At 28.1% G+C, this 19,390-nt stretch carries 29 protein-coding genes and 1 pseudogene; all 30 read left to right on the top strand.

What is annotated here, in order from left to right; translation table 11 throughout:
* The first annotated feature begins 67 nt into the window (after positions 1-67).
* On the top strand, positions 68-220 hold the full coding sequence (locus CLVI_RS17435; protein ID WP_170065627.1) for a hypothetical protein: 153 nt from the start codon (positions 68-70) through the stop codon (positions 218-220).
* A gap of 128 nt (positions 221-348) precedes the next feature.
* Positions 349-549, top strand: a complete 201-nt coding sequence (locus CLVI_RS17670; RefSeq protein WP_146127316.1) for a hypothetical protein — start codon at positions 349-351, stop codon at positions 547-549.
* 208 nt (positions 550-757) lie between these two features.
* Complete coding sequence (locus CLVI_RS08240; protein ID WP_146127315.1) at positions 758-1,417, top strand: CPBP family intramembrane glutamic endopeptidase; 660 nt, start codon at positions 758-760, stop codon at positions 1,415-1,417.
* 111 nt (positions 1,418-1,528) lie between these two features.
* Positions 1,529-1,840, top strand: a complete 312-nt coding sequence (locus CLVI_RS08235; protein ID WP_106059646.1) for a GNAT family N-acetyltransferase — start codon at positions 1,529-1,531, stop codon at positions 1,838-1,840.
* Between the two features lie 108 nt (positions 1,841-1,948).
* Positions 1,949-2,917, top strand: coding sequence for an NAD-dependent epimerase/dehydratase family protein (locus CLVI_RS08230; protein WP_106059645.1), 969 nt, complete (start codon positions 1,949-1,951; stop codon positions 2,915-2,917).
* A 71-nt stretch (positions 2,918-2,988) separates the two neighbouring features.
* Positions 2,989-3,399, top strand: coding sequence for a hypothetical protein (locus CLVI_RS08225; RefSeq protein ID WP_106059644.1), 411 nt, complete (start codon positions 2,989-2,991; stop codon positions 3,397-3,399).
* 125 nt (positions 3,400-3,524) lie between these two features.
* The gene (locus tag CLVI_RS17430) at positions 3,525-3,695 is read left to right on the top strand and encodes a hypothetical protein (protein ID WP_170065625.1); all 171 of its coding nucleotides are present in this window, start codon (positions 3,525-3,527) and stop codon (positions 3,693-3,695) included.
* Positions 3,696-3,820: 125 nt separating this feature from the next.
* Positions 3,821-4,612, top strand: coding sequence for a hypothetical protein (locus tag CLVI_RS08220; protein ID WP_106059643.1), 792 nt, complete (start codon positions 3,821-3,823; stop codon positions 4,610-4,612).
* Between the two features lie 132 nt (positions 4,613-4,744).
* Entirely contained in the window at positions 4,745-5,350 is a 606-nt protein-coding gene (locus tag CLVI_RS08215; RefSeq protein ID WP_106059642.1) for an L-2-amino-thiazoline-4-carboxylic acid hydrolase, read from the top strand.
* A 165-nt stretch (positions 5,351-5,515) separates the two neighbouring features.
* Complete coding sequence (locus tag CLVI_RS08210; protein WP_106059641.1) at positions 5,516-6,292, top strand: CPBP family intramembrane glutamic endopeptidase; 777 nt, start codon at positions 5,516-5,518, stop codon at positions 6,290-6,292.
* Between the two features lies 1 nt (position 6,293).
* Positions 6,294-6,419: pseudogene (locus CLVI_RS17845) on the top strand (winged helix-turn-helix transcriptional regulator); the annotation flags it as partial.
* A 60-nt stretch (positions 6,420-6,479) separates the two neighbouring features.
* The gene (locus CLVI_RS18060; protein ID WP_341458743.1) at positions 6,480-6,605 is read left to right on the top strand and encodes a hypothetical protein; all 126 of its coding nucleotides are present in this window, start codon (positions 6,480-6,482) and stop codon (positions 6,603-6,605) included.
* Positions 6,606-6,607: 2 nt separating this feature from the next.
* Positions 6,608-7,012: an isochorismatase family protein gene (locus CLVI_RS08200; protein ID WP_341458745.1), complete on the top strand. Its 405-nt coding sequence runs from the start codon at positions 6,608-6,610 to the stop codon at positions 7,010-7,012.
* Between the two features lie 443 nt (positions 7,013-7,455).
* Positions 7,456-7,896 (top strand): LytTR family DNA-binding domain-containing protein, encoded by a 441-nt coding sequence (locus CLVI_RS08195; RefSeq protein ID WP_106059640.1) that lies wholly within the window; start codon positions 7,456-7,458, stop codon positions 7,894-7,896.
* Positions 7,897-7,900: 4 nt separating this feature from the next.
* Positions 7,901-8,374: a hypothetical protein gene (locus tag CLVI_RS08190; protein WP_106059639.1), complete on the top strand. Its 474-nt coding sequence runs from the start codon at positions 7,901-7,903 to the stop codon at positions 8,372-8,374.
* Positions 8,375-8,663: 289 nt separating this feature from the next.
* Positions 8,664-9,797, top strand: coding sequence for an alpha/beta fold hydrolase (locus CLVI_RS08185; RefSeq protein ID WP_106059638.1), 1,134 nt, complete (start codon positions 8,664-8,666; stop codon positions 9,795-9,797).
* Between the two features lie 90 nt (positions 9,798-9,887).
* Positions 9,888-10,421 carry a histidine phosphatase family protein gene (locus tag CLVI_RS08180; RefSeq protein WP_170065624.1) on the top strand — a complete coding sequence of 178 codons (534 nt, stop codon included), beginning with the start codon at positions 9,888-9,890 and terminating at the stop codon, positions 10,419-10,421.
* 90 nt (positions 10,422-10,511) lie between these two features.
* Positions 10,512-11,270, top strand: a complete 759-nt coding sequence (locus CLVI_RS08175; protein ID WP_106059636.1) for a GNAT family N-acetyltransferase — start codon at positions 10,512-10,514, stop codon at positions 11,268-11,270.
* Between the two features lie 360 nt (positions 11,271-11,630).
* Positions 11,631-11,831 carry a hypothetical protein gene (locus CLVI_RS08170; protein WP_106059635.1) on the top strand — a complete coding sequence of 67 codons (201 nt, stop codon included), beginning with the start codon at positions 11,631-11,633 and terminating at the stop codon, positions 11,829-11,831.
* Positions 11,832-11,884: 53 nt separating this feature from the next.
* The gene (locus CLVI_RS08165; protein WP_106059634.1) at positions 11,885-12,361 is read left to right on the top strand and encodes an isochorismatase family protein; all 477 of its coding nucleotides are present in this window, start codon (positions 11,885-11,887) and stop codon (positions 12,359-12,361) included.
* A 119-nt stretch (positions 12,362-12,480) separates the two neighbouring features.
* Entirely contained in the window at positions 12,481-12,888 is a 408-nt protein-coding gene (locus CLVI_RS08160) for a nuclear transport factor 2 family protein (RefSeq protein WP_106059633.1), read from the top strand.
* 90 nt (positions 12,889-12,978) lie between these two features.
* Complete coding sequence (locus tag CLVI_RS08155) at positions 12,979-13,443, top strand: VOC family protein (protein WP_106059632.1); 465 nt, start codon at positions 12,979-12,981, stop codon at positions 13,441-13,443.
* A gap of 127 nt (positions 13,444-13,570) precedes the next feature.
* Positions 13,571-14,026, top strand: coding sequence for an AraC family transcriptional regulator (locus CLVI_RS08150; RefSeq protein ID WP_106059631.1), 456 nt, complete (start codon positions 13,571-13,573; stop codon positions 14,024-14,026).
* Between the two features lie 264 nt (positions 14,027-14,290).
* Positions 14,291-14,431 carry a hypothetical protein gene (locus CLVI_RS17425; protein ID WP_170065623.1) on the top strand — a complete coding sequence of 47 codons (141 nt, stop codon included), beginning with the start codon at positions 14,291-14,293 and terminating at the stop codon, positions 14,429-14,431.
* Positions 14,432-14,535: 104 nt separating this feature from the next.
* Positions 14,536-15,228 (top strand): hypothetical protein, encoded by a 693-nt coding sequence (locus tag CLVI_RS08145; RefSeq protein WP_106059630.1) that lies wholly within the window; start codon positions 14,536-14,538, stop codon positions 15,226-15,228.
* Positions 15,229-15,549: 321 nt separating this feature from the next.
* Positions 15,550-16,974 (top strand): sensor histidine kinase, encoded by a 1,425-nt coding sequence (locus CLVI_RS08140; protein WP_106059629.1) that lies wholly within the window; start codon positions 15,550-15,552, stop codon positions 16,972-16,974.
* Between the two features lie 44 nt (positions 16,975-17,018).
* A complete protein-coding gene (locus CLVI_RS08135; protein ID WP_207655347.1) occupies positions 17,019-17,354 on the top strand; it encodes a hypothetical protein in 336 nt (111 codons plus the stop codon).
* Between the two features lie 548 nt (positions 17,355-17,902).
* Entirely contained in the window at positions 17,903-18,106 is a 204-nt protein-coding gene (locus CLVI_RS08130; protein WP_106059627.1) for a helix-turn-helix transcriptional regulator, read from the top strand.
* Entirely contained in the window at positions 18,103-18,525 is a 423-nt protein-coding gene (locus CLVI_RS08125; protein ID WP_106059626.1) for a hypothetical protein, read from the top strand. Before CLVI_RS08130 ends, CLVI_RS08125 begins: the two co-directional genes overlap by 4 nt.
* 106 nt (positions 18,526-18,631) lie before the next feature.
* Positions 18,632-19,060, top strand: coding sequence for a DUF4830 domain-containing protein (locus CLVI_RS08120; protein ID WP_170065622.1), 429 nt, complete (start codon positions 18,632-18,634; stop codon positions 19,058-19,060).
* Positions 19,061-19,390: the final 330 nt, after the last annotated feature.

The following is a 19,390-nucleotide window of genomic DNA, read 5'->3' as shown; positions in this document are numbered from 1 at the left end:
GAGAATAGTAAGAATTTACATAATATGCTACAATATGAATATACTTGTTTAAATGGAGGAGATAAAGGTGAACAATGATACAATTTTAAATTCAATTGGATCCATGGTTAAAAATTTAATTGAGATAAAAGACATAGGAAATTTTAATCAAGTAATTCAAGATAATTACTTGTTATCAAATGTAGATGTATTACAGAATATTATAAATAACAACAAATAGGATTTGGATTATTGCAATAGTTTTAAGCAAGAATAAAAAAAGGAAGCGGATAGTATTGAAGAATATCTAGTAAATGAGTGTGTTTATCGGAGGTGAAAATTTTGAAAAAAATTAAAGGAAATATACTAATGACAACTTGCGGGTTACTGTTTATCATAATATCCCTGATTCTAGGATTCTTGAACAATTTTGAAGGAGACCAAGGTGCTTTAACATTTGTAGTAGGTGTAGGTTTACTCACCGTTGGGATTTGTTTTACACCTAAACTGTGGAAGTGGATTTACAGGATAGTAGATATGGTAGTTATGTTTTTCAGTAGATCGAAATAGTGGTTTTCAAAACAAGATAGTAGTGAATTGTGACTTAATACAGGGACTTTTTTTAAGGAGATATGTAAAAAATGTTAAAAAATCATCATTAGTTTTATATTTTTTAATAACATTTCTTTTATCATGGATATGTTGGTCAACTAAGATTTTCAAATCACTTTATTTTATTAAATACATATATGGATATGGCGTGGTTTTTCCAATATTAGTGGCTTTAGTCCTAACAATATTGTTAGGTGGAAAAGGAGAATTAAAAGGATTACTAAAAAGATTCAATCCAAAGGGTTTAAATAAGAAGTGGTACGTACTATCAATTTTTTCAATAATGATAATAAGTATATTATCGGTTATGATTTCATTTACGGTAGAGGGTAGACATTTTTCTATAATAGAGGTGTTTTCGTTTGAAAACTATATTAAATCGTTTCCTATCTTTATTATATTTGCAACTATGGAAGAGGTAGGGTGGAGAGGTTATGCATTACCCAAACTTGAGAAATCATATAGCCAAATAGCATCTTCTGTGATACTTGGAGTTATATGGGGAATGTGGCATTTGCCTAAACTAATAGCAGAAGGAACAAAGGACTTAAAATCAATAACAATATTCATGCTGACTGTAGTTCTTTTTTCAATTTATATTTCATGGATATATAGCAACACTAATGGAAATATATTAATGGCAATATTATCGCATGCAGCAATTAATTCTGCAATTAATTCTTCTTACAATGGTGAGTTAGGAAAAATCGGGTATAATACTTCGTCAATTATTTTTTTGGGACTGATTCTTATCTTTTTAATTATATTACTTAATAAGGGCGAACTCACAAATAGACATGAAAATAGGCTATTGGAGAGAAAATGAAATTTAAAAACATAAACATATTTTTAAATTGGAGGTTTAATATGGAAAGTTTACAAATTAGCAGAGGTTTATAATTCAGATAAGGTAATATAAATTAGTAGTTATGCACATATGTATGTTGCATATATAAATGAGAGAATTGTAGGGTGCGGAGCAATTTCAAGTTTTTGGGGAAAAGAAGATGAAAGTATACTTTTAACAATATTTGTTCTGCCAGAATTACATGGTAAAGGGATAGGACAAGAAATAATTAAAACACTTGAGAAAGATGAATACTTTATAAGAGCAAAAAGAATCGAAATTCCAGCATCAATTACTGCATGTGAATTTTATAAAAAGATGGGATATGATTATAAAGATGGACTAATAAAGGTAGATGATGAAGGTTGTTTTAGATTGGAAAAATTTAAGGAAATTATATGAATTTATCTATAGTATATTCTTATAATGTGACGTGATCTTCGTAAACTACGTTGCAAATGTAGAATTAAACGAAATAAAAATTATTGATTAATGAGAGGAGAATATAAAATGATAAAGCAGGTGTTAGTAATGGGTGGAAGCTATTTTATTGGTAAGAAAATAGTTGATGCTTTGTTGGATAATAACTATTCAGTATACACCCTTAATCGAGGTACAAGAGAAAATAATGATAAAAGAGTAATCAACTTAAAATGTGATAGAAATGACACGGAGCAAATAAATACTATTTTAAGCAAATACTCATTTGATATTGTTATAGACGTGTCTGCCTTAAATGAATCACAAGTTGAAATTTTATATAATTCTTTGAATAAAGAAAACCTAAAACAGTTTGTATTTATCAGTTCAAGCGCTGTTTATGATGTCGAAAATTTTAGTATTCCATATAGTGAAGAAACTCCGTTGAAAGAAAATAAATATTGGACATCCTACGGAACAAACAAAATAGAAGCAGAATATTTTTTGATAGAAAAGTTCCAAAACACACAAAGAGACTTGATAATTCTAAGACCTCCTTATGTTTATGGAGAAAATAACTATGCTCAAAGAGAAAGTCTTATATTTGAACATATTTGTAACGACAAGCCTATTATTATACCCTATAACGGAAGTACAAGCTTACAGTTTATTTATACAACTGATTTAGCAAATATTATTTTAAATTTGCTAAATACTAATCTTGATAGAATTTCCATTTTTAATGTAGGTAATAAGAAAGCTATTACAATAAAAGAGTGGATTGAATGTTGTGCGAAGGTAGTTGGTAAGAAAGCAAAAGTAATTGAGTATGATTATAATAATTACAACAGAAAAGAACGAGACTTCTTCCCATTTTTTAATTATAATAATGTACTTGATATATCGAAAATTAGTAAACTTTATAATATTGAAACTGATTTTTCAATAGGTTTAAAAAACGCGTTTGAATGGTATTGTAATAATGTAGATAGTATATTTTTCAAAGAGAATGTAACACAGAATGAACAAAACATATTAGGAGAACTAAATTATTTGTAATACAGATTATTCTTAAAAAGCAACTTTGTTTATTTCTATATTATTTGGAGAAATAGTGAGGAGATTAAGTAGTGAAGAGAAACAAGATTTTATTATATGTTCTAATATTCACCATGCTCATTGGCGGAATTATGGGCATAGTAAAAGGTTTAATACCAAATATGACATGGTTCAGTTTTCGTCATTTATTAAGAGTGGGTGGCACGTTTAAAAGTGATGTTATTCCTACCTACGCTGTTGCATATGGAATTTTCATGGCTGTGCTTGAAATAATATCATCTGTATTATTATTGACTAAAAAAGGAATAGGTATAAAGTTTGCGATAATAACACTTTCTATTAATGCCTTGGGTTGTATTGTTGCAATTTTACTTGGAGATATATTGGCGATAGGAAGTTTGCTAATTAGATTTTTTGCTATTTATATTTTAATAAAATACAAAAGTTTTATATTTTTAAATAAGCATAATATGCAGGTATAGTTAATTGCATTCTATTAGATATGGAGAAATTTGAATTATGGAAAGAATAGAATCAAATATAAAAGGACACTATTTGTTTAGGAATCTTACACTTTTTCAATTATTTTAATGGCAATATTGATATTATGATGATATTTTTAGGACTTACTACATTTTGGGGTGGATTAAGTCAAATTAATATGGCACAGCAGAGAGATTCAAAAGGAATTACTAAGGGCAATAAAATAGTTGGAATATTTTCAGTCATTGTAGGTATAGTCATTATTATTCTTGTTATTATTAAAATGATAGCATAACATTTAATACAAAATATTCACAAACTACGTCGCAAAGGTGAAATAATAACTTTGTGAGTTTATAGGTGGTGCGTGTTAGGGATATGTATAGGAAACGATGCGTTAGTATAAAGAGAGGGGTATAAATGAAAAAAATGAAACGGATAGTACTTAGCATTTTTTATTTTATTGGAATTGTTATACTTGCTTTAGTTACTACAGGGGTAGTCTTTTTAGCTTACTATTTTTTGAAGTTATTTTTATTTGCAAAAGGAGACTACTTGTTGCTCGTATCCGGCAAGTTAGACATGATACCTATAACTATGATTCTGATTTTAATTACATATGCTTTTATTCGAATAAAGGAAAAGTTTTCTGAAAGAAAAAATAAGCAAATAGAAATAATAGAAGAAGATACTGAAACTGTAGATATTGAAACACTTAGTAAACCTGAAAAGTTTCTCTATAAGATATTAAATAGACTTATATCATTTGATGATAAGATTACAAAGATATTTAAGGCAATAAAAATTTGCTATATATGTGTTCTAATAATACCTATATATTGTGGAATGACAGGTTATTCAATTTTATATCATAACAGCATTAAGGTAAGCACACCTATAACTCCTAAAGGTGTTATTTATAATTATAGTGATATAAATAGTGTTAATGTTGGAGTTGCAAAAGGGCATAAAAACTCTTATTCACCATATTATAAGGTTATATTTAATGATGATAAGTCTGTTAATTTTTTTAGTGACGGCATGCAAGCTAGTAAAAATATGAATTTTGAAGATGTATTAATTAACTTAGATAATGAGTTAAAAGCCCAAGGTGTTATTAAGAGTGTAAATAAAGAAAATTTTGAAGGGTATGCTAAAGATCTGGACAAGGGTTTTTTAAGCCGGGTAGAGAAATTATTCAATGATAAATAGAAGCTGAGAGTATTGAAAAATATTTAGTAAATTAATGAACAATCGTAGATTATTGCGACACAATTTAAGAATAATATGTTTATAAATTATATTTTAGTCTAAAAATACTTTTTAAGAGAGGGATATTAAATAATGAATTACAGCGATACTAATTTCAAAGATTTGAAATCTATATGTACTCAAAAGTACGGAAATGAAAAAGGTCTATGTATATACAATAAAGCAGAAGAAAATTTTCGGAAAATGAAAATTGAAGCAGATTATAGAAACAGTGACGTGATAAAATGGCATATGACTAAGTATATTTTTCCTGCCCTTGCATATTATATGTCTTTACTTGAGTATGGTTTTTCAACTGAAAATGCTTATAAAAATATACTTGAAGAAACACAAAAGTACGCTATGATTATGAAAAAGAAAAATCAGATACTGGGAAAAATACCGTTTTTTTATTATCTATTTAAGATAGGATGTAAAAAGGTTATGAACAAAAATTATCCTAATGAAGGTTGGGAAACAGAATGGATCAGATATGATAATAAAGAGGTTCATTTAAATATTAAAAGATGTGTTTATTTTGAAGTTACAAGTCAGTACGGGCACCCTGAACTATGTACAGTTTTTTGTGCTAATGATACAACAACATTTAGCGGTTATTTGCCCAAGGTTAAGTTTGAACGAAGTGGTACAATTGCTGAAGGAAAGAGATTTTGTGATTTTCATTTTAAAAACAATTAATATGTTTGAATAGGGCTTGTGATACAATCTGAAGTTAACTATTTGATTCACTTTATTCGTAAATTAGGACATAAAGAAAAGTTTAATTCCTATTTAAGGGACAGGCTTATCATAGGGTTAATAGGAAACAATCAAAATAAACATTTTATAATAAAGGAGATAGACATGAAAAAGGTGATTGAAAAGTATCCAGCAGTTTTATATTACATTTTTGTTCTTGTAATTAGTGGTGTATTGATTATTCCGCAGAATGTTTTAAGTAATGCTAGTTACTATTCGGTGTCGTTTCCACAGTTGGCACCAACGTTGGCTGTGATTAGTATATGCATTATTACGAAGAATAGAGATATATGGATAAAAATTAAAAAGTCTTTTTCTATTGCTGCAAGAAATTCAAAATGGGTTCCGGTGATCTTAGGAATATCAATAACATCAGTTGCTTTGACTGCGGGAATTTTGTCTTTATTGGGTTTTTCATATCATCCATGGGAAGGGTCAATTGCATTTTATATAGTAAATATAGTTGCCATAATATTTGGATGTATGTTTGAAGAAATAGGCTGGCGTGGATTTTTACTACCAACTCTTGGAACAAAATATACTCCGTTTATTAGTACACTAATCGTTGGTTTCTTGTGGGGATTTTGGCATATGTCTTTTAATCTTGGCATATTTGGATTTCTAATATTTATAGTGTCAGCAATGGAACTATCTATTTTAATGACATGGGTATATTACAAAACAGATGGGAATTTATTATGTACGACAATTTGGCATGTATCAATAAATACAACTAATCAGTTTCTCCTAAGAGGAAGGTTAACTGCGGAAGGATTTACAGTACTTGTAGCTGTTTTAACAGTAATTTGTTTATTTGTAGTGATATTTAATAAAGAATTATTTTTAGAAAAAAAGACGAATTTTGAGTGTGATGTGATATAAATTGAAGATAAGAGATGAGTATACATGTCCTCTAGAAGTAGTGCACGATACAATTAAAGGAAAATGGAAATCAATAATTCTGTGGCAATTGAAATATGGCCCGATATCCCTTTCTAAGTTAAAACAATTGTAGAATTAGATATTTTATATTTAAACTAAGATAAATTTATATAAAGGAGACAGAGAGATGGGAAATATAGCACTTTTAGTTGTAGATGTTCAAAATGCATTAGTATTAGCAAAACCTTTCGCAATAGAAGAAGTTATAAGTAATATAAAAAGATTAATTGAAAAATGTAGAGAAAAAATGTAGAGATAATTTATATTCAACATACTGATAAAATCGGTGGCGAATTAGAACTAAATTCATATGGATGGAATATTTATGAAGAAATAAGTCCAACCGCAACTGAAAAGATAATATGTAAAAATTATAATTCTGCTTTTAAGGAGACAAGTTTAAGAGAGTATCTAGATAATAAAGGTATAAATCAGTTAATAATCACAGGTATGCAAACAGAATATTGTTTTGATACTACTTGTAAAATTGCTTTTGAGTATGGGTATAAGGTAATTATTCCAGAGAAAACAAATACAACATTTAATAATGGAAATATATTAGCAAAGGATTTATATGAGTATTATAACTTTAAGATATTTAACGGTAGATTTGGTGTTGTAGAAGGAATAGATAATACAATAGAAAGATTAATAAATTAATGAACAATATTTGTAAATTGAGTCACACTGGGAGGCTAGGGCGCATTAAGTAATTGAAGAATTAGAATTATGAATGCTGAACCATATCACAAGTAAATGAGGTTTTTACTAAATTTGGATGGTAAAACAGTGGTTAGGTGTGTTTCGCCTCCACTAGTCAAAACCACGCCGATCTAGAGATAGATTGGACATGGATTTTTATATGTTTATTTTATGATGCCTAAATAAAAGATTGGATGAAATTTATAATAATAATTCGTATAAGGTTTGATCCGGAGGTGTCATAATAATGGGAATATATCATTGGAGGGTAAGATTGCAGAAGAATACGTCTTTAGGGAATGTGTTTTTTGGCCTGATAGAATAGCTATTTGACCACATGGAACTAAGGTATTGATTTTTGATTCTAATTAAACTATTGTTAGGGACGAGGAGGGGATGAATTGAAAGTAACTGTTAAGAACCAGGAAGAATTTGAAGAGGATGAAGTGGTTATTTATTGTTCAGTAGAGAATGGAAAAATAAAGAAGATAAAAGGGTTTGTTGAAAATATGGATTATAAGCTTTGGGTTACTTCAAATGAAGAAAATATTATGGTAGATCCAGATGAAGTTTATTATTTTGAAAGTGTAGATAAAAGAACATTTGTATATCTAAAAGAAATGATTTTAGAATGTCCGCTAAGATTATATGAGATAGAGTTGAAATATAAAGGCTTTTCTTTCTTTCGTGCCACTAAGAGTACCATTGTTAATACGAAATATATTAGAAAAGTAGTGCCAATGATAAATAGAAATCTTATGGTAACTCTTAAAAACAAAGAAAAACTTATTATATCTAGACGTAATATAAAAGAATTTAAAATATTAATTGGATGGGAGTGATTCTATGAGCAAAAAAGAGAAAATTTTAAAAAAGGTGAAAGAAATAATAAGCACACTAATATTTTCATTTGCCTTAATAGGTGTGATTATGGTGATGGCATATTTTTATAAGAGTTATTACGGTTTCAAGATATTCCCAATAGGGTTTATTGAGCAAATACTATGGTATGTTGGTATTCTTACATTGGGGATCATCATATGTTTTACGGACATTATTTCCATAAAGGTGCCACAAGTTTATAGAATAATTATAGTTGGATTAGGGTTATATATTTTAACATTACTCTATTTTAGTAAAACTTCAATCAGTCCATTTAAAAGTTTAGAACTGTTTGCAATCTGCACTATTTGGTTTTTATTTGTTACAATTTCGAACAGTGTGGCTTGGTATATCTATCAAATAATTACATCTAATCAATATATGAAATATCTTAAGATTTATCAAAAAACTTTAGATGATGACATTGAAAGTCGTTAATAAAGGTAGTGAAAAATCATTATGGTGATTGTTATATATTAATTTAAACGTTTAACATATAAAATAAAAACCTCATTTGCAACCGATACGGAGAACCATATCACAAGTAAATGAGGTTTAAAAAACAAGAATCCAAGGGTTAAAATAATGATTATAAGTAATAAATAAAACAAGATTAAAAATGTAAAAATATGTTATAACAATATATGTTAGAAAATAGATATATATAGGTTTTATAAGGTGTTAATTTTTGTGGAATCGAATTTATTTATTAGTTGGGGATTAAAAAATGAAAAAAACCAAATGGGGATTATTTATAGAAAAGGGGAGAATGGTTATAGGTAGTGTAGTAGTTTGTTTATTTATTTGTACATTAGTATTGTATTTTGAAAGTCCTGGTACTATACAACCTTTTTTAGATGAAAATAATGAGGTTATTGAAGAGAGTATTTCTGAAAAAATATTTATTAATATTAATGGTGTCAAACAGGGAATGTTTATTAAAGGAAAGAGTGTTAAAAATCCTGTGTTATTATTTATTCATGGTGGGCCAGGAATGCCTGAGTATTTTCTTGCAGAGAAATATTCTAAAGATCTTGAGGAACACTTTATTGTGTGCTATTGGGAGCAGAGGGGGGTAGGATTATCTTATAATACTAGCGTTTGTAATGCTTCTATAACATTAAAGCAATTATTGAATGATACTATACAAGTGACTAATTATATACGCCAGCGTTTTAATCAAGATAAAATTTATCTTATGGGGCATTCATGGGGAAGCTTTCTTGGAATTCAAGTATCTGCAAGTAACCCCGAATTATATCATGCTTATATTGGCATTGGGCAAGTCGTAAATATGATTGAATCTGAAAAGTTAGCTTACCAATATATGATAGACTTTTATAAAGAAAATAACAATTTATCAATGGTATCAAAGTTAGAAAAATTTCCTGTAATGGAATCAGAAAAGGTAGTATATTCATTTTTTGCTTCTTCTTTGAGAGATGAAGCAATGCATAAAGCTGGTATTGGTACTATGAGAAATATGAAATCTGTCATTACAGGAATTTTCTTTCCAGTAATGCAGTGTCAGGGATATACTTTAAGTGAAAAAATAAATATATGGAGAGGTAAGGCTAATTTAAATAAGAATAGTAACTTATCTAGTGAAATGCTAGCAATAGATTTAACGTCTAAGATTCCTAAGATAAATATTCCAGTTTATTTTATTAGCGGTGGATATGATTATACAGTAAACTATTCTTTATCAAAGAAGTATTATGAAAGCTTAGATGCTCCAATTAAAGGTTTTTATACCTTTAAAAATTCTGCCCATAGTCCACTTTTTGAAGAACCTGAAAAATTTATTAGTATTATGACAGAGGACATTTTAAATCAAACAAGTAATTATTCTGATGATTAATAAAGAGCTATTACCAGAATAATATTTTGTAAACAATTACCAAATAACTATAATTATATATATACTTAATGAAGTTTAATGGAGGAGAAAATGAAGATAGGAATAGTTAGGCATTTTAAAGTTGATTTTAAACCTAAGAAATTAATGAATCATAATGATTTTAATGAATTTGTTACTAGTTATGATAATGCCACTGTAATATATAATGATACCAACATAAACAGTGATGAATGGGATAGATGTTATTGCAGTGATTTAACAAGAGCTATTAAGACCGCAGAGAGTATTTATAATAAGAATTTACAAAGGACTGAATTGTTAAGAGAAGTTGAAATGTATCCAATGTGGAAATTAAAGTTTAAAATACCAAGTGTTATATGGAGTATTTTATCAAGGGTTGCATGGGAAATAAATCATAAATCGCAATTAGAAACAATAAATGATACAAAGGAAAGGGCAAAAGCATTTTTGCAGCAGATAGATATTAATAAATTAGAAAGTATACTTATAGTATCTCATGGATTTTTTTTACTAACTTTAGTTAAAGAGCTAAAGTTACTAGGCTTTAATGGTGATATACCTAAGAGAATAAAAAATGGTTATTTATATATACTTGAAAACTAATAATAGGATTAGTGGTAAATAAATGTTTTGTGTCGCAACAGTAATTTATGGTGGTGCGAAGACTATTTTATATAACAGGAGGATGAAACGGTGGAAAATGATTTTATAAATTTAACCGCAGACAATATTTCAAGTGAACATTTGTGCTGTGCTATTGCCGATAAAAAACATCAATATGGTGTTGATGTAAAAAAAGCATGGATTGCAGATAGAATAGCGGAAGGCCATGTTTTTAGGAAACTCAATGAAAAGGGCAAGGTATTTATTGAATATACACTGCTTGAAAAAGCTTGGGTGCCTATTGTTGGTGATAATTATATATATATCTATTGTCTTTGGGTTTCGGGAAGTTTCAAAAGAAAGGGCTATGGCAAAGAATTACTTAATTATTGTATAGCAGACGCAAAAAAGCAAAGCAAGGCAGGTGTTTGCATTATTAGCGCTAAGAAGAAAAAACCTTTTCTCGCAGAGAAAAAGTTTATGCAAAAATTTGGATTTGAAACGGTAGATACCATTGATGGCGAGTATGAGCTTTTAGCGTTATCTTTTGATGGCTCAAAACCACAGTTTGCACCAACTGCAAAAACACAGAGAATAGATAGTGAAACTCTAACTATCTACTATGGTTTACAGTGCCCGTATATACCGAATTGCATAAAACAAATTGAAGCATATTGCAAGACAAATGACATTCCTATTGAGTTAATAGCAGTTGACAGTTTAGAGAAATCAAAGAGACTTCCTTGTGTGTTTAATAACTGGGCTGTGTTTTATAAAGGTGAATTTGAAACAGTGCATTTGCTGAATGAAGGATATTTGAAAAAAATGCTTGAAAAATCAACAAATTGAGCCTAATCTTTTGGTTCTTTAAGGCATATTATTCATTAAGTGCGTATTAACCTGAAAGCAACGAGATCTCTAATAAATAAAATTCTAAATAAGTATAAAAACATCTCACATCATAGGAATTGATGTGAGATGTTTTTATACTTAAATTTTGGTTTTAATTTAGTTGACAATACTTATGCTATTTACTTTGCACCTCTAAAGTGAACCCGTTGTAATAATGCAGGCTTGTACAACAAGTATATTATTAATATGGAATATGTGTAAAGGACGACAATGTTCTTCGGAAATTGAACGATACGGTATTTGCAAAATATGCTATAATTAACCAAAAGATACATAGTAATTTGGAGGTAGGTTTAAATGAATAATAAGAGAAATAGAACAATGTGGGGAATCAGTTTATTCATTATTGGAATTGCAACTATTATAAATGCTTTTTCTTCACTTCTTGGGATTGAATTACCAGATATATTAGTAAGGGTAGTGGGTGTTATAACGATTGTTGCTCTTCCTGTACTTGTATATAGTTCTGTAAAAATATTAAAGAATAGTAAAAGCTAAATTCCAATTTAAGGTTGAGTAATAAAAATAGTAATTTTTAACGAGGTGATTTAATGAAATGTTTATTAGTTATAGATATGCAGGAAGACTATGTAGGGGATTCTAGGAATGTAAAAATATATCCTTATAAGACTAAGGAACTGATAGAGTCTATCAATGAAAAATTTTTAGAATATCCTAATGAATCAGTGATTTATATTGTAAATAGATTCTTTTGGGAATTTGGAAGAAAGCCAAAAAGGTTAGTTGATGGACTTTCGGTCATATCTAATAACGTGTTTGAAAAAAGAAAGGCAAGTTGTTTTTCTAATAAACAGTTAATGGAGTATTTACAAAAGATAAATGCAAGCGAACTTGAGTTAGTTGGTGTAGATGGTAATTACTGTGTAGGTGCTTCAGCTCTTGATGGAATAACGAAGCAATATAAGATTTTATTTAATGAATCGCTTATTGGTATTGGAAATTATGGCAAGTTCAAAAAGATGAAAGATAAATTAGAGAAAATGGGTGCGGTAATCTTCACCTTTTGAGTTGTAAAAATACAAATTCTAATTTAAAGTTGAGTATTATAAATAGTAATTTGTAGAGGAGATTATTTAAATTATTCACATACTAATAATTCAAAAGAAATAGATAGGGAGGAATTAGGATGGAAAGTAGGAATACTGATGATATTTTTATTGATTTCTTAAATGCTTACAATGAGTGTTTTTACAATAAAGACTTAATAGGTTTAAAAGAATTTTATGACTCAAAAGGTAATGTTTTAATATATTTTGATAATCATAAGAATAATGATACATATAGTTTAGAAGAACATCTGGAATTAATTTCTGATTTTTTCAAAAAAGGAAAATCGACTGAATCAGGAGAGGTTGAGCCACTTATTATAGAGAATATAAATATTTTTCATAAAGGAGAGGCTGCATGCTTATGTTTTATTTCAAAATATAAAAGTTTTCCTGTTCCAGCAGTAAGAAGTACATTATATTTGGAATGTATGGATAATAGATGGGAAATTATTCATGCTCATTTTTCATTCCAGCCTGAAAAATAGAATTATAGAAATCAAAAGTCAATTTTCTTATTTTATGAATAGTACTTGAGTTAGAAGTGTAATATTATGAAATTTGAAAGGAGAATTTGAATGAAATATACTTGTACGGTCATATCAGTAGCAGACATTAATTTATCAAGAAAATTCTATGAGGATTTGTTTGAGGTGGAATTATATCAGAACTATGGTATTAACATATCATTTACTTGTGGATTATCATTGCAACAAGAATTTGACTGGCTTATAAATCTTCCAAAAGAAGAAATTCTTGAAAAGAGTAACAATATTGAACTTTGTTTTGAAGAAGAAAACTTTGATAATTTTATTGAAAAATTAAAAGAATATCCCAATATTAAATATTTAGGTGATGTTATAGAACATAGTTGGGGACAGCGTGTTGTTAGATTTTATGATTTGGATGGGCATCTAATTGAAGTAGGAGAGTATATGAAAATGGTAATAAACCGTTTCTTTGCTATTGGTTTAACTATAGACGAAATTTCAATAAAAATGAGCGCTTCTGTTGAAGATTTAGAAAAACTTTTGAATAGCTAAATTTCAATTTAAGGCTGAGTAATAAAAATAGTAATTTAGTAATTTAAAAAACAAGTTGAAATACATTTTAAAGCATTATATGATGATTTCAGGCATCGATGTACTCTATTAAAAAAGAAGGTAAGTTATGGATATTAATATTGAAATGATATCATCATATAAAATTGCTTATATACGAAAAACAGGTACTTATGGTTCTGAGAATGTGCAAATAATGGAACAATTAAAAAGTTGGGCTAGAGAAAAAGACTTATTTAATGAAAGTTCAATCATATTAGGAATAGCTCAAGATAACCCTCAAATTACAGAACCTAAAAATTGTCGTTATGATACATGTTTAGTTGTTTCGGATGAATTTAAGGTTGATAATAAGTATATTAATTTTGGAAAAACTATCGGTGGAAAATATTGCGTATTTGAAATAAGTCATACAGTAGATGCTATGCAAAAAGCATGGATGGAGATATTTTCGGAGTTGTCAAAAAGAAATTATGAATTTGATGATAGAAGACCTATTCTTGAACGCTATGCAATGCAGATGATAAATAAGCATTATTGTGAAATTTGTGTACCAATATTATAAAAAAATATTAAAACAAATTCCAATTTATCAGCTAGATATAAGAATTTAACTAAGTCACATTAATACTTAAAGATTTATAACAAAACTAAAATATGCCATATTCAAAAATGAATATGAGGTATATTTTTGTCGCAATACTAAGATAGGACGACATTTAATGGGGTATGTTTTGCTTAATTGAAGTTGCTTTCCTATTGTTAGAGAAACTACGTCGCAAAGGCATTTTTAATATAACAAAATTATAAATAAGAAAGGATGATTTTTATGGGAATTGACTATTCTACAATTATTATGTCAGTTATTAACCTTGTACTATTAGTTGCAGTTTTGGTAGTGATATATAAATTCATAATCTTCACAAACTACGCTGCAAAGGTATATAAATTCATATTAGAAGGGATTTGATTAAAATTTATAACTATATATATGTAACAGCAAAGACAACAGGATTTATTAGCATAGCAGACCATAGAGAAGTAAAGATTATCTATATTAGTTGAGGAGGAGAAATGAAAAAAATATTTAAAAATCTAAGAGTTCCAATTGCTATAAATATGATGTTTCTTATCATATTTATTTTTTTGAAAAATGATAATTTTACTTATATATTTTTAGTTAAGTTTTTTTTGATGTCTAGTATAAATTTTATTATCTTGGTAAGAATTAAAGATTCTTATTCTATTTTAAATAGAATAAAAAAACTAGAAAAACTTGATTTTCCTAAATATAAAGATATTACTGTAATATTAATTGCGGGAGTAATGCTTTTTGGAACATACTTATCTTTATTTTTAGATTATTTTGGAGTTGTGAGTATATTTCAACATCTGAGAGAAGTGGATATAGATATTTTTTATAAAACACTTTTGGTTATTAGTTTAATAGTACTTGTAATGTTTGCTTTTTCATCAAATATATCAGGAATAATTATACGACCATATTTTAGTAATGGAGTAGAAATATTTGAAATTAAAGAGCACAACGTAATGTATGGTAATGAGATTTTAAATAGAGCAACAGGTAGCTTTAAAAATGGAATAATAATTGGATATTATATTTTTAATTTTAAAGATATAAAAGAAAAATATAAAGATAACTTTGGAAATATTATAATATATGGATACCAAAATCATCCATTCAAGATTGTTATTAGCGCATCTAGAAGTAATGCTTACTTTTATGATGTTCTAAATATATATTAACTATTCGGTTAGAAAGAAGTCTTATAAAATAAATCCTCCAATGTAGTAACGTTTTTATATTTACGTTGTCTACTTTAGAGGGATCATATCAAGAGGGAGTAGGGGTAATTTATAAGCAAAGTAATAAGTGTACTTTGAGGATGAATAATCGCAATATTAAGAAGAATAGATTAAATAGAAAAATCAAAACTCTGCTATTTGAGAGAATAGTAGGAATTTACATAATATGTTATAATATGAATATAATTGTTTGAATTAAGCTGAAATGGTAACTTATAATAAATAAAAATTAAATTAAAAACATTGGAGGAAATCTAAACTATGATTGGAAACACTAATTGCGATATTGATATAGATTCACTTGAAATAAAAGATGTTATAGATATTAACATACTACAAACATTCCAGGATAACTTTGCTGAAAGTATGGATATTGCAAGTGTAACTGTAGATAAAAGTGGAAATCCAGTGACTAACCCAAGCTCCTATACAAGCTTTTGTACTGATCTTATACATACTACCACTATAGGTGATAATAGATGTGCAGAGTCTCATAGAAAAGCTGGAGCGGAAGCAGCACGAACAAGTAGGCCTTATATTTATACCTGCCATGCTGGACTAATTGATTTTGCAGCTCCTATTTTAGTAGAGGGCAAACAAATTGGAACTATCTTAGGTGGACAAGTTTTAACAAAGAAACCTGAAAAATCAAGGTATATACAAACAGCAAAAGAAATAGGTGGCGATGAGGCTAAATTTATTGAGGCTATAAGGGAAATTAAAATTATTACAGAAAAAAATGTAATTGCTGCCGCAGAAGTGTTGTTTATAGTTGCAAATGCGCTTTCAAAAATAGGCTACGAAGAACTAAAGCTTAAGAGGATTTCGAAAAGCTTAGAGGTTGAGGCGTTAAAGAAAGATTTGTTGCTACAAGAATCTAATGAATATAATAAATTAAAGACTCAACTTTTTTCAACTATATCACATGAATTAAAGACACCTATTAATATTATCTACAGTGCCTTGCAGTTATTAGAAAAAGTTCATAAAGATAGTTCATTTATATATACTGCTGAGGAATTTTTTAAATATTCAAAAATAATGAAAAAAAATTGTCATAGATTGATTAGGTTGATTAATAATGTAATAGATATGAATAAAATAGAAGTAGATTTGTTTAGTCTGCACTTAAAAAATGGCAATATTATTAAAATTATTGAAGATGTTACATTATCAATAGTTGAATATGCAAGTCTAAAGGGAATTAATGTTGTTTTTGATACGGAAATAGAAGAAAAAATAACTGCATTTGATGCAGAAAAATTTGAAAGAATTATGTTGAATTTATTATCAAATTCAATTAAGTTTACTAAGCCAAGAGGAAATATAGCTGTAACAATATATGATAGACAAGATCATATATTGATTTCTGTGAAAGATACTGGAGTTGGTATTCCGCAAGATATGCTTGAAAAAATTTTTGATACCTTTACCAAAGTAGATGCTTCACTCAGAAGACGCACTGAAGGTAGTGGCCTTGGATTATCACTTGTACAATCCTGTGTGAAGATGCATGAAGGGGAAATTACAGCAAGAAGTCTATTAGGTATTGGTAGTGAGTTCATAATTAAGTTACCTATTAAGCTTATGGAAAGTGAAGCTAACACACATAAACATAGAGTTAATGATTTAAATTATAATGTAGAAAATACTGAAATTGAGTTTTCTGATATATATTTTGACTAATATTATTATATTTATTGTGCATAATATAACTGAAAGGTGGGTAAATGATGAAGAGATTTACTGTTTTATCATTAATTTTTTTATGTTTAATATTCAATGTAATCGGAGTAAAACCTGTATTTGCAATTAGTAACACTTTTAAGGAAGGTATTTATAACGTATCTGATTTTAATCCTTCAAAAAATGAGATCTATTTATTTTCAAACGTTTCTTCAACAGATAAAATCTACATGATTATTATGGATGAAAATCTAAATATGCAGCATTCTATACTACTACTACCAAAGTCAGAAAAACACATTACAGTACCTATCCTTCCTACTTACAGAGTTATATTAATTGGTAAAGGAGAAATGTATTTTTATCCGCAGGAACCTTAATAGTGATTTTATTTCTATAATAATTCATAACTTTAATAAAAAATAGATTTTAATACCGTATTATTCAATAAAAAGAATATGCGGTATTTTTGCGTTACAATACTAGATAAGGAAGACAGAAAGAGAAGTTTAGTTCCTATTTAAGGGACAGGCTTCTTTTAAACTTTATAAAAAACGATTAATACTGTATTTTATTACATTTTATACAACATCCATTTACAAGTATTAATCTCATATTTCAATTCATAACGGGTTTCGGTGTCCCATCTTGTGTAAACCATGCAATCATTTTTATAGGTTTTGCAATAACTTTCATAAAGTATCAACTCCTCATAATAAACTTGTTATAACAGGATAGATTTGAAATTACATGAATAATCTGTAGGCAAGACGATGTAAGTATCATATTTATATTCTTAGCAAACTTGAAAAATAGTCTGCTTTCTATCAAGAATATATGGAAAGTACACTTTACATTTAAAGCAGCAAATGCTATACTGTTGATGGAAAGTAAGCTTTCCATAATTTAATAGGAGGTATATTTTGTTGTGCGAAACAAATTAGAGGAACTACGAAAAGAGCGTGGCATAAATCAAGAAGAACTTGCAGATGATTTAGAGGTTTCACGTCAAACTATTGGTTCTCTTGAAAATGGTCGATATAACCCATCTCTTATTTTAGCATTTAAAATTGCTTGTTATTTTCGTATGTCAATTGAAGAAATTTTTATTTATGAGGAGGAAGAAAAATGAAAAATATTAAATGGTCTAAAGAAATAGTAAAACTTATATTGCTCATAGTCATTGCTGTTGCATTTTTTATATTAGGATATGTTATAATTCCAAATAAATATTATTCATTGTCATTATTGGGTGTGTCAGGAGCATCTATTGGACTTTCGTTATTTCAGTTAAAAAGGGTGATTGATTTTGCAAGAAATCCAAAAAAATATAATAAGGAACAAATTGAGGTTAAAGACGAAAGAAATAATAGAATACTTATAAATGCAAAATCATCTTCATTCGATATAGAAACATTTGTTATATTGGGTATTACTGTGTATTCTATATATCTAAATAATGTAGGATTTGTAATTGCGATATTGGCTTTATGGATTAGTCGTATTTTTTCATTTTTTTATTATTTGTCTAAAAATAATAAAAAAATTTAGTGGAGACTTGAAAATCTATGTTGATACTCAATAGGAGATAAATATATAAACAATATGTAAATTTAGTTTAAAATAGAATTATAATAATGTAGAGAGGATGAGAAATATGACTTTAAAAATCAAGAAATTTAGAGTGAAAAGTTTATTAATTACATTAATTATTATTTTAGCGTTTGTAGCTGTGGGATTAACTACTATCAAGAAGTATTCCTTTGCAGCTTTTCTTAAGAGTAAAGGATATACATTGATGTCAGACAGTGGGGCGGAAGCTACAATAAGACTGCCTAAAGGTTTTGACGAGGTTAGAGACGATGTTAATGTAGGAGAAATATTGAAGGAAGCCAATGAACTTTCTAAAGTGGAAGGCTTAGACTTCTCTTCATACTTAGGGAAAGAGGTAACATTAAAGGCATATGGATTAGAAAATAAGGAAGTTCAAGTTGTTGGCATTTTCTATTTAGGAAAGATTGTTGGTTATTGGGAACCTTCAAACCCTATTTGGTCTATATTAGCTAGTTCGTTAGAGGAAAAGTAATTTATTCTTTTAATAGATGTATGGTTGTATTATTGAAAAAATAGATTAATTGGAATACCGTAGTATTCAAATAAATTTGCGGTATTTTTTTGCGTCGTACTACTAGCAAAACACGTCGCAAAGGTAATTGATAATAATGTAGATAAAGGATTATTTACTAGGCCAGAAAGTAGCCTTATACAATAGTGAGGATTTAGTTATTACGTAAGCGGTTAATAACTCGTCACGTTGACAGTCATTAACCGCTTATTTTCAATCCTTTTTATTTAAATAGCATTCAGCAGGAAGATTACTCCATGGAAATAGTGATTTAAATAAATCTGGATCATT

It is taken from the genome of Clostridium vincentii, assembly GCF_002995745.1.
Taxonomy (GTDB): domain Bacteria; phylum Bacillota; class Clostridia; order Clostridiales; family Clostridiaceae; genus Clostridium; species Clostridium vincentii.
This window is presented reverse-complemented; position numbering and strand designations above follow the sequence as displayed.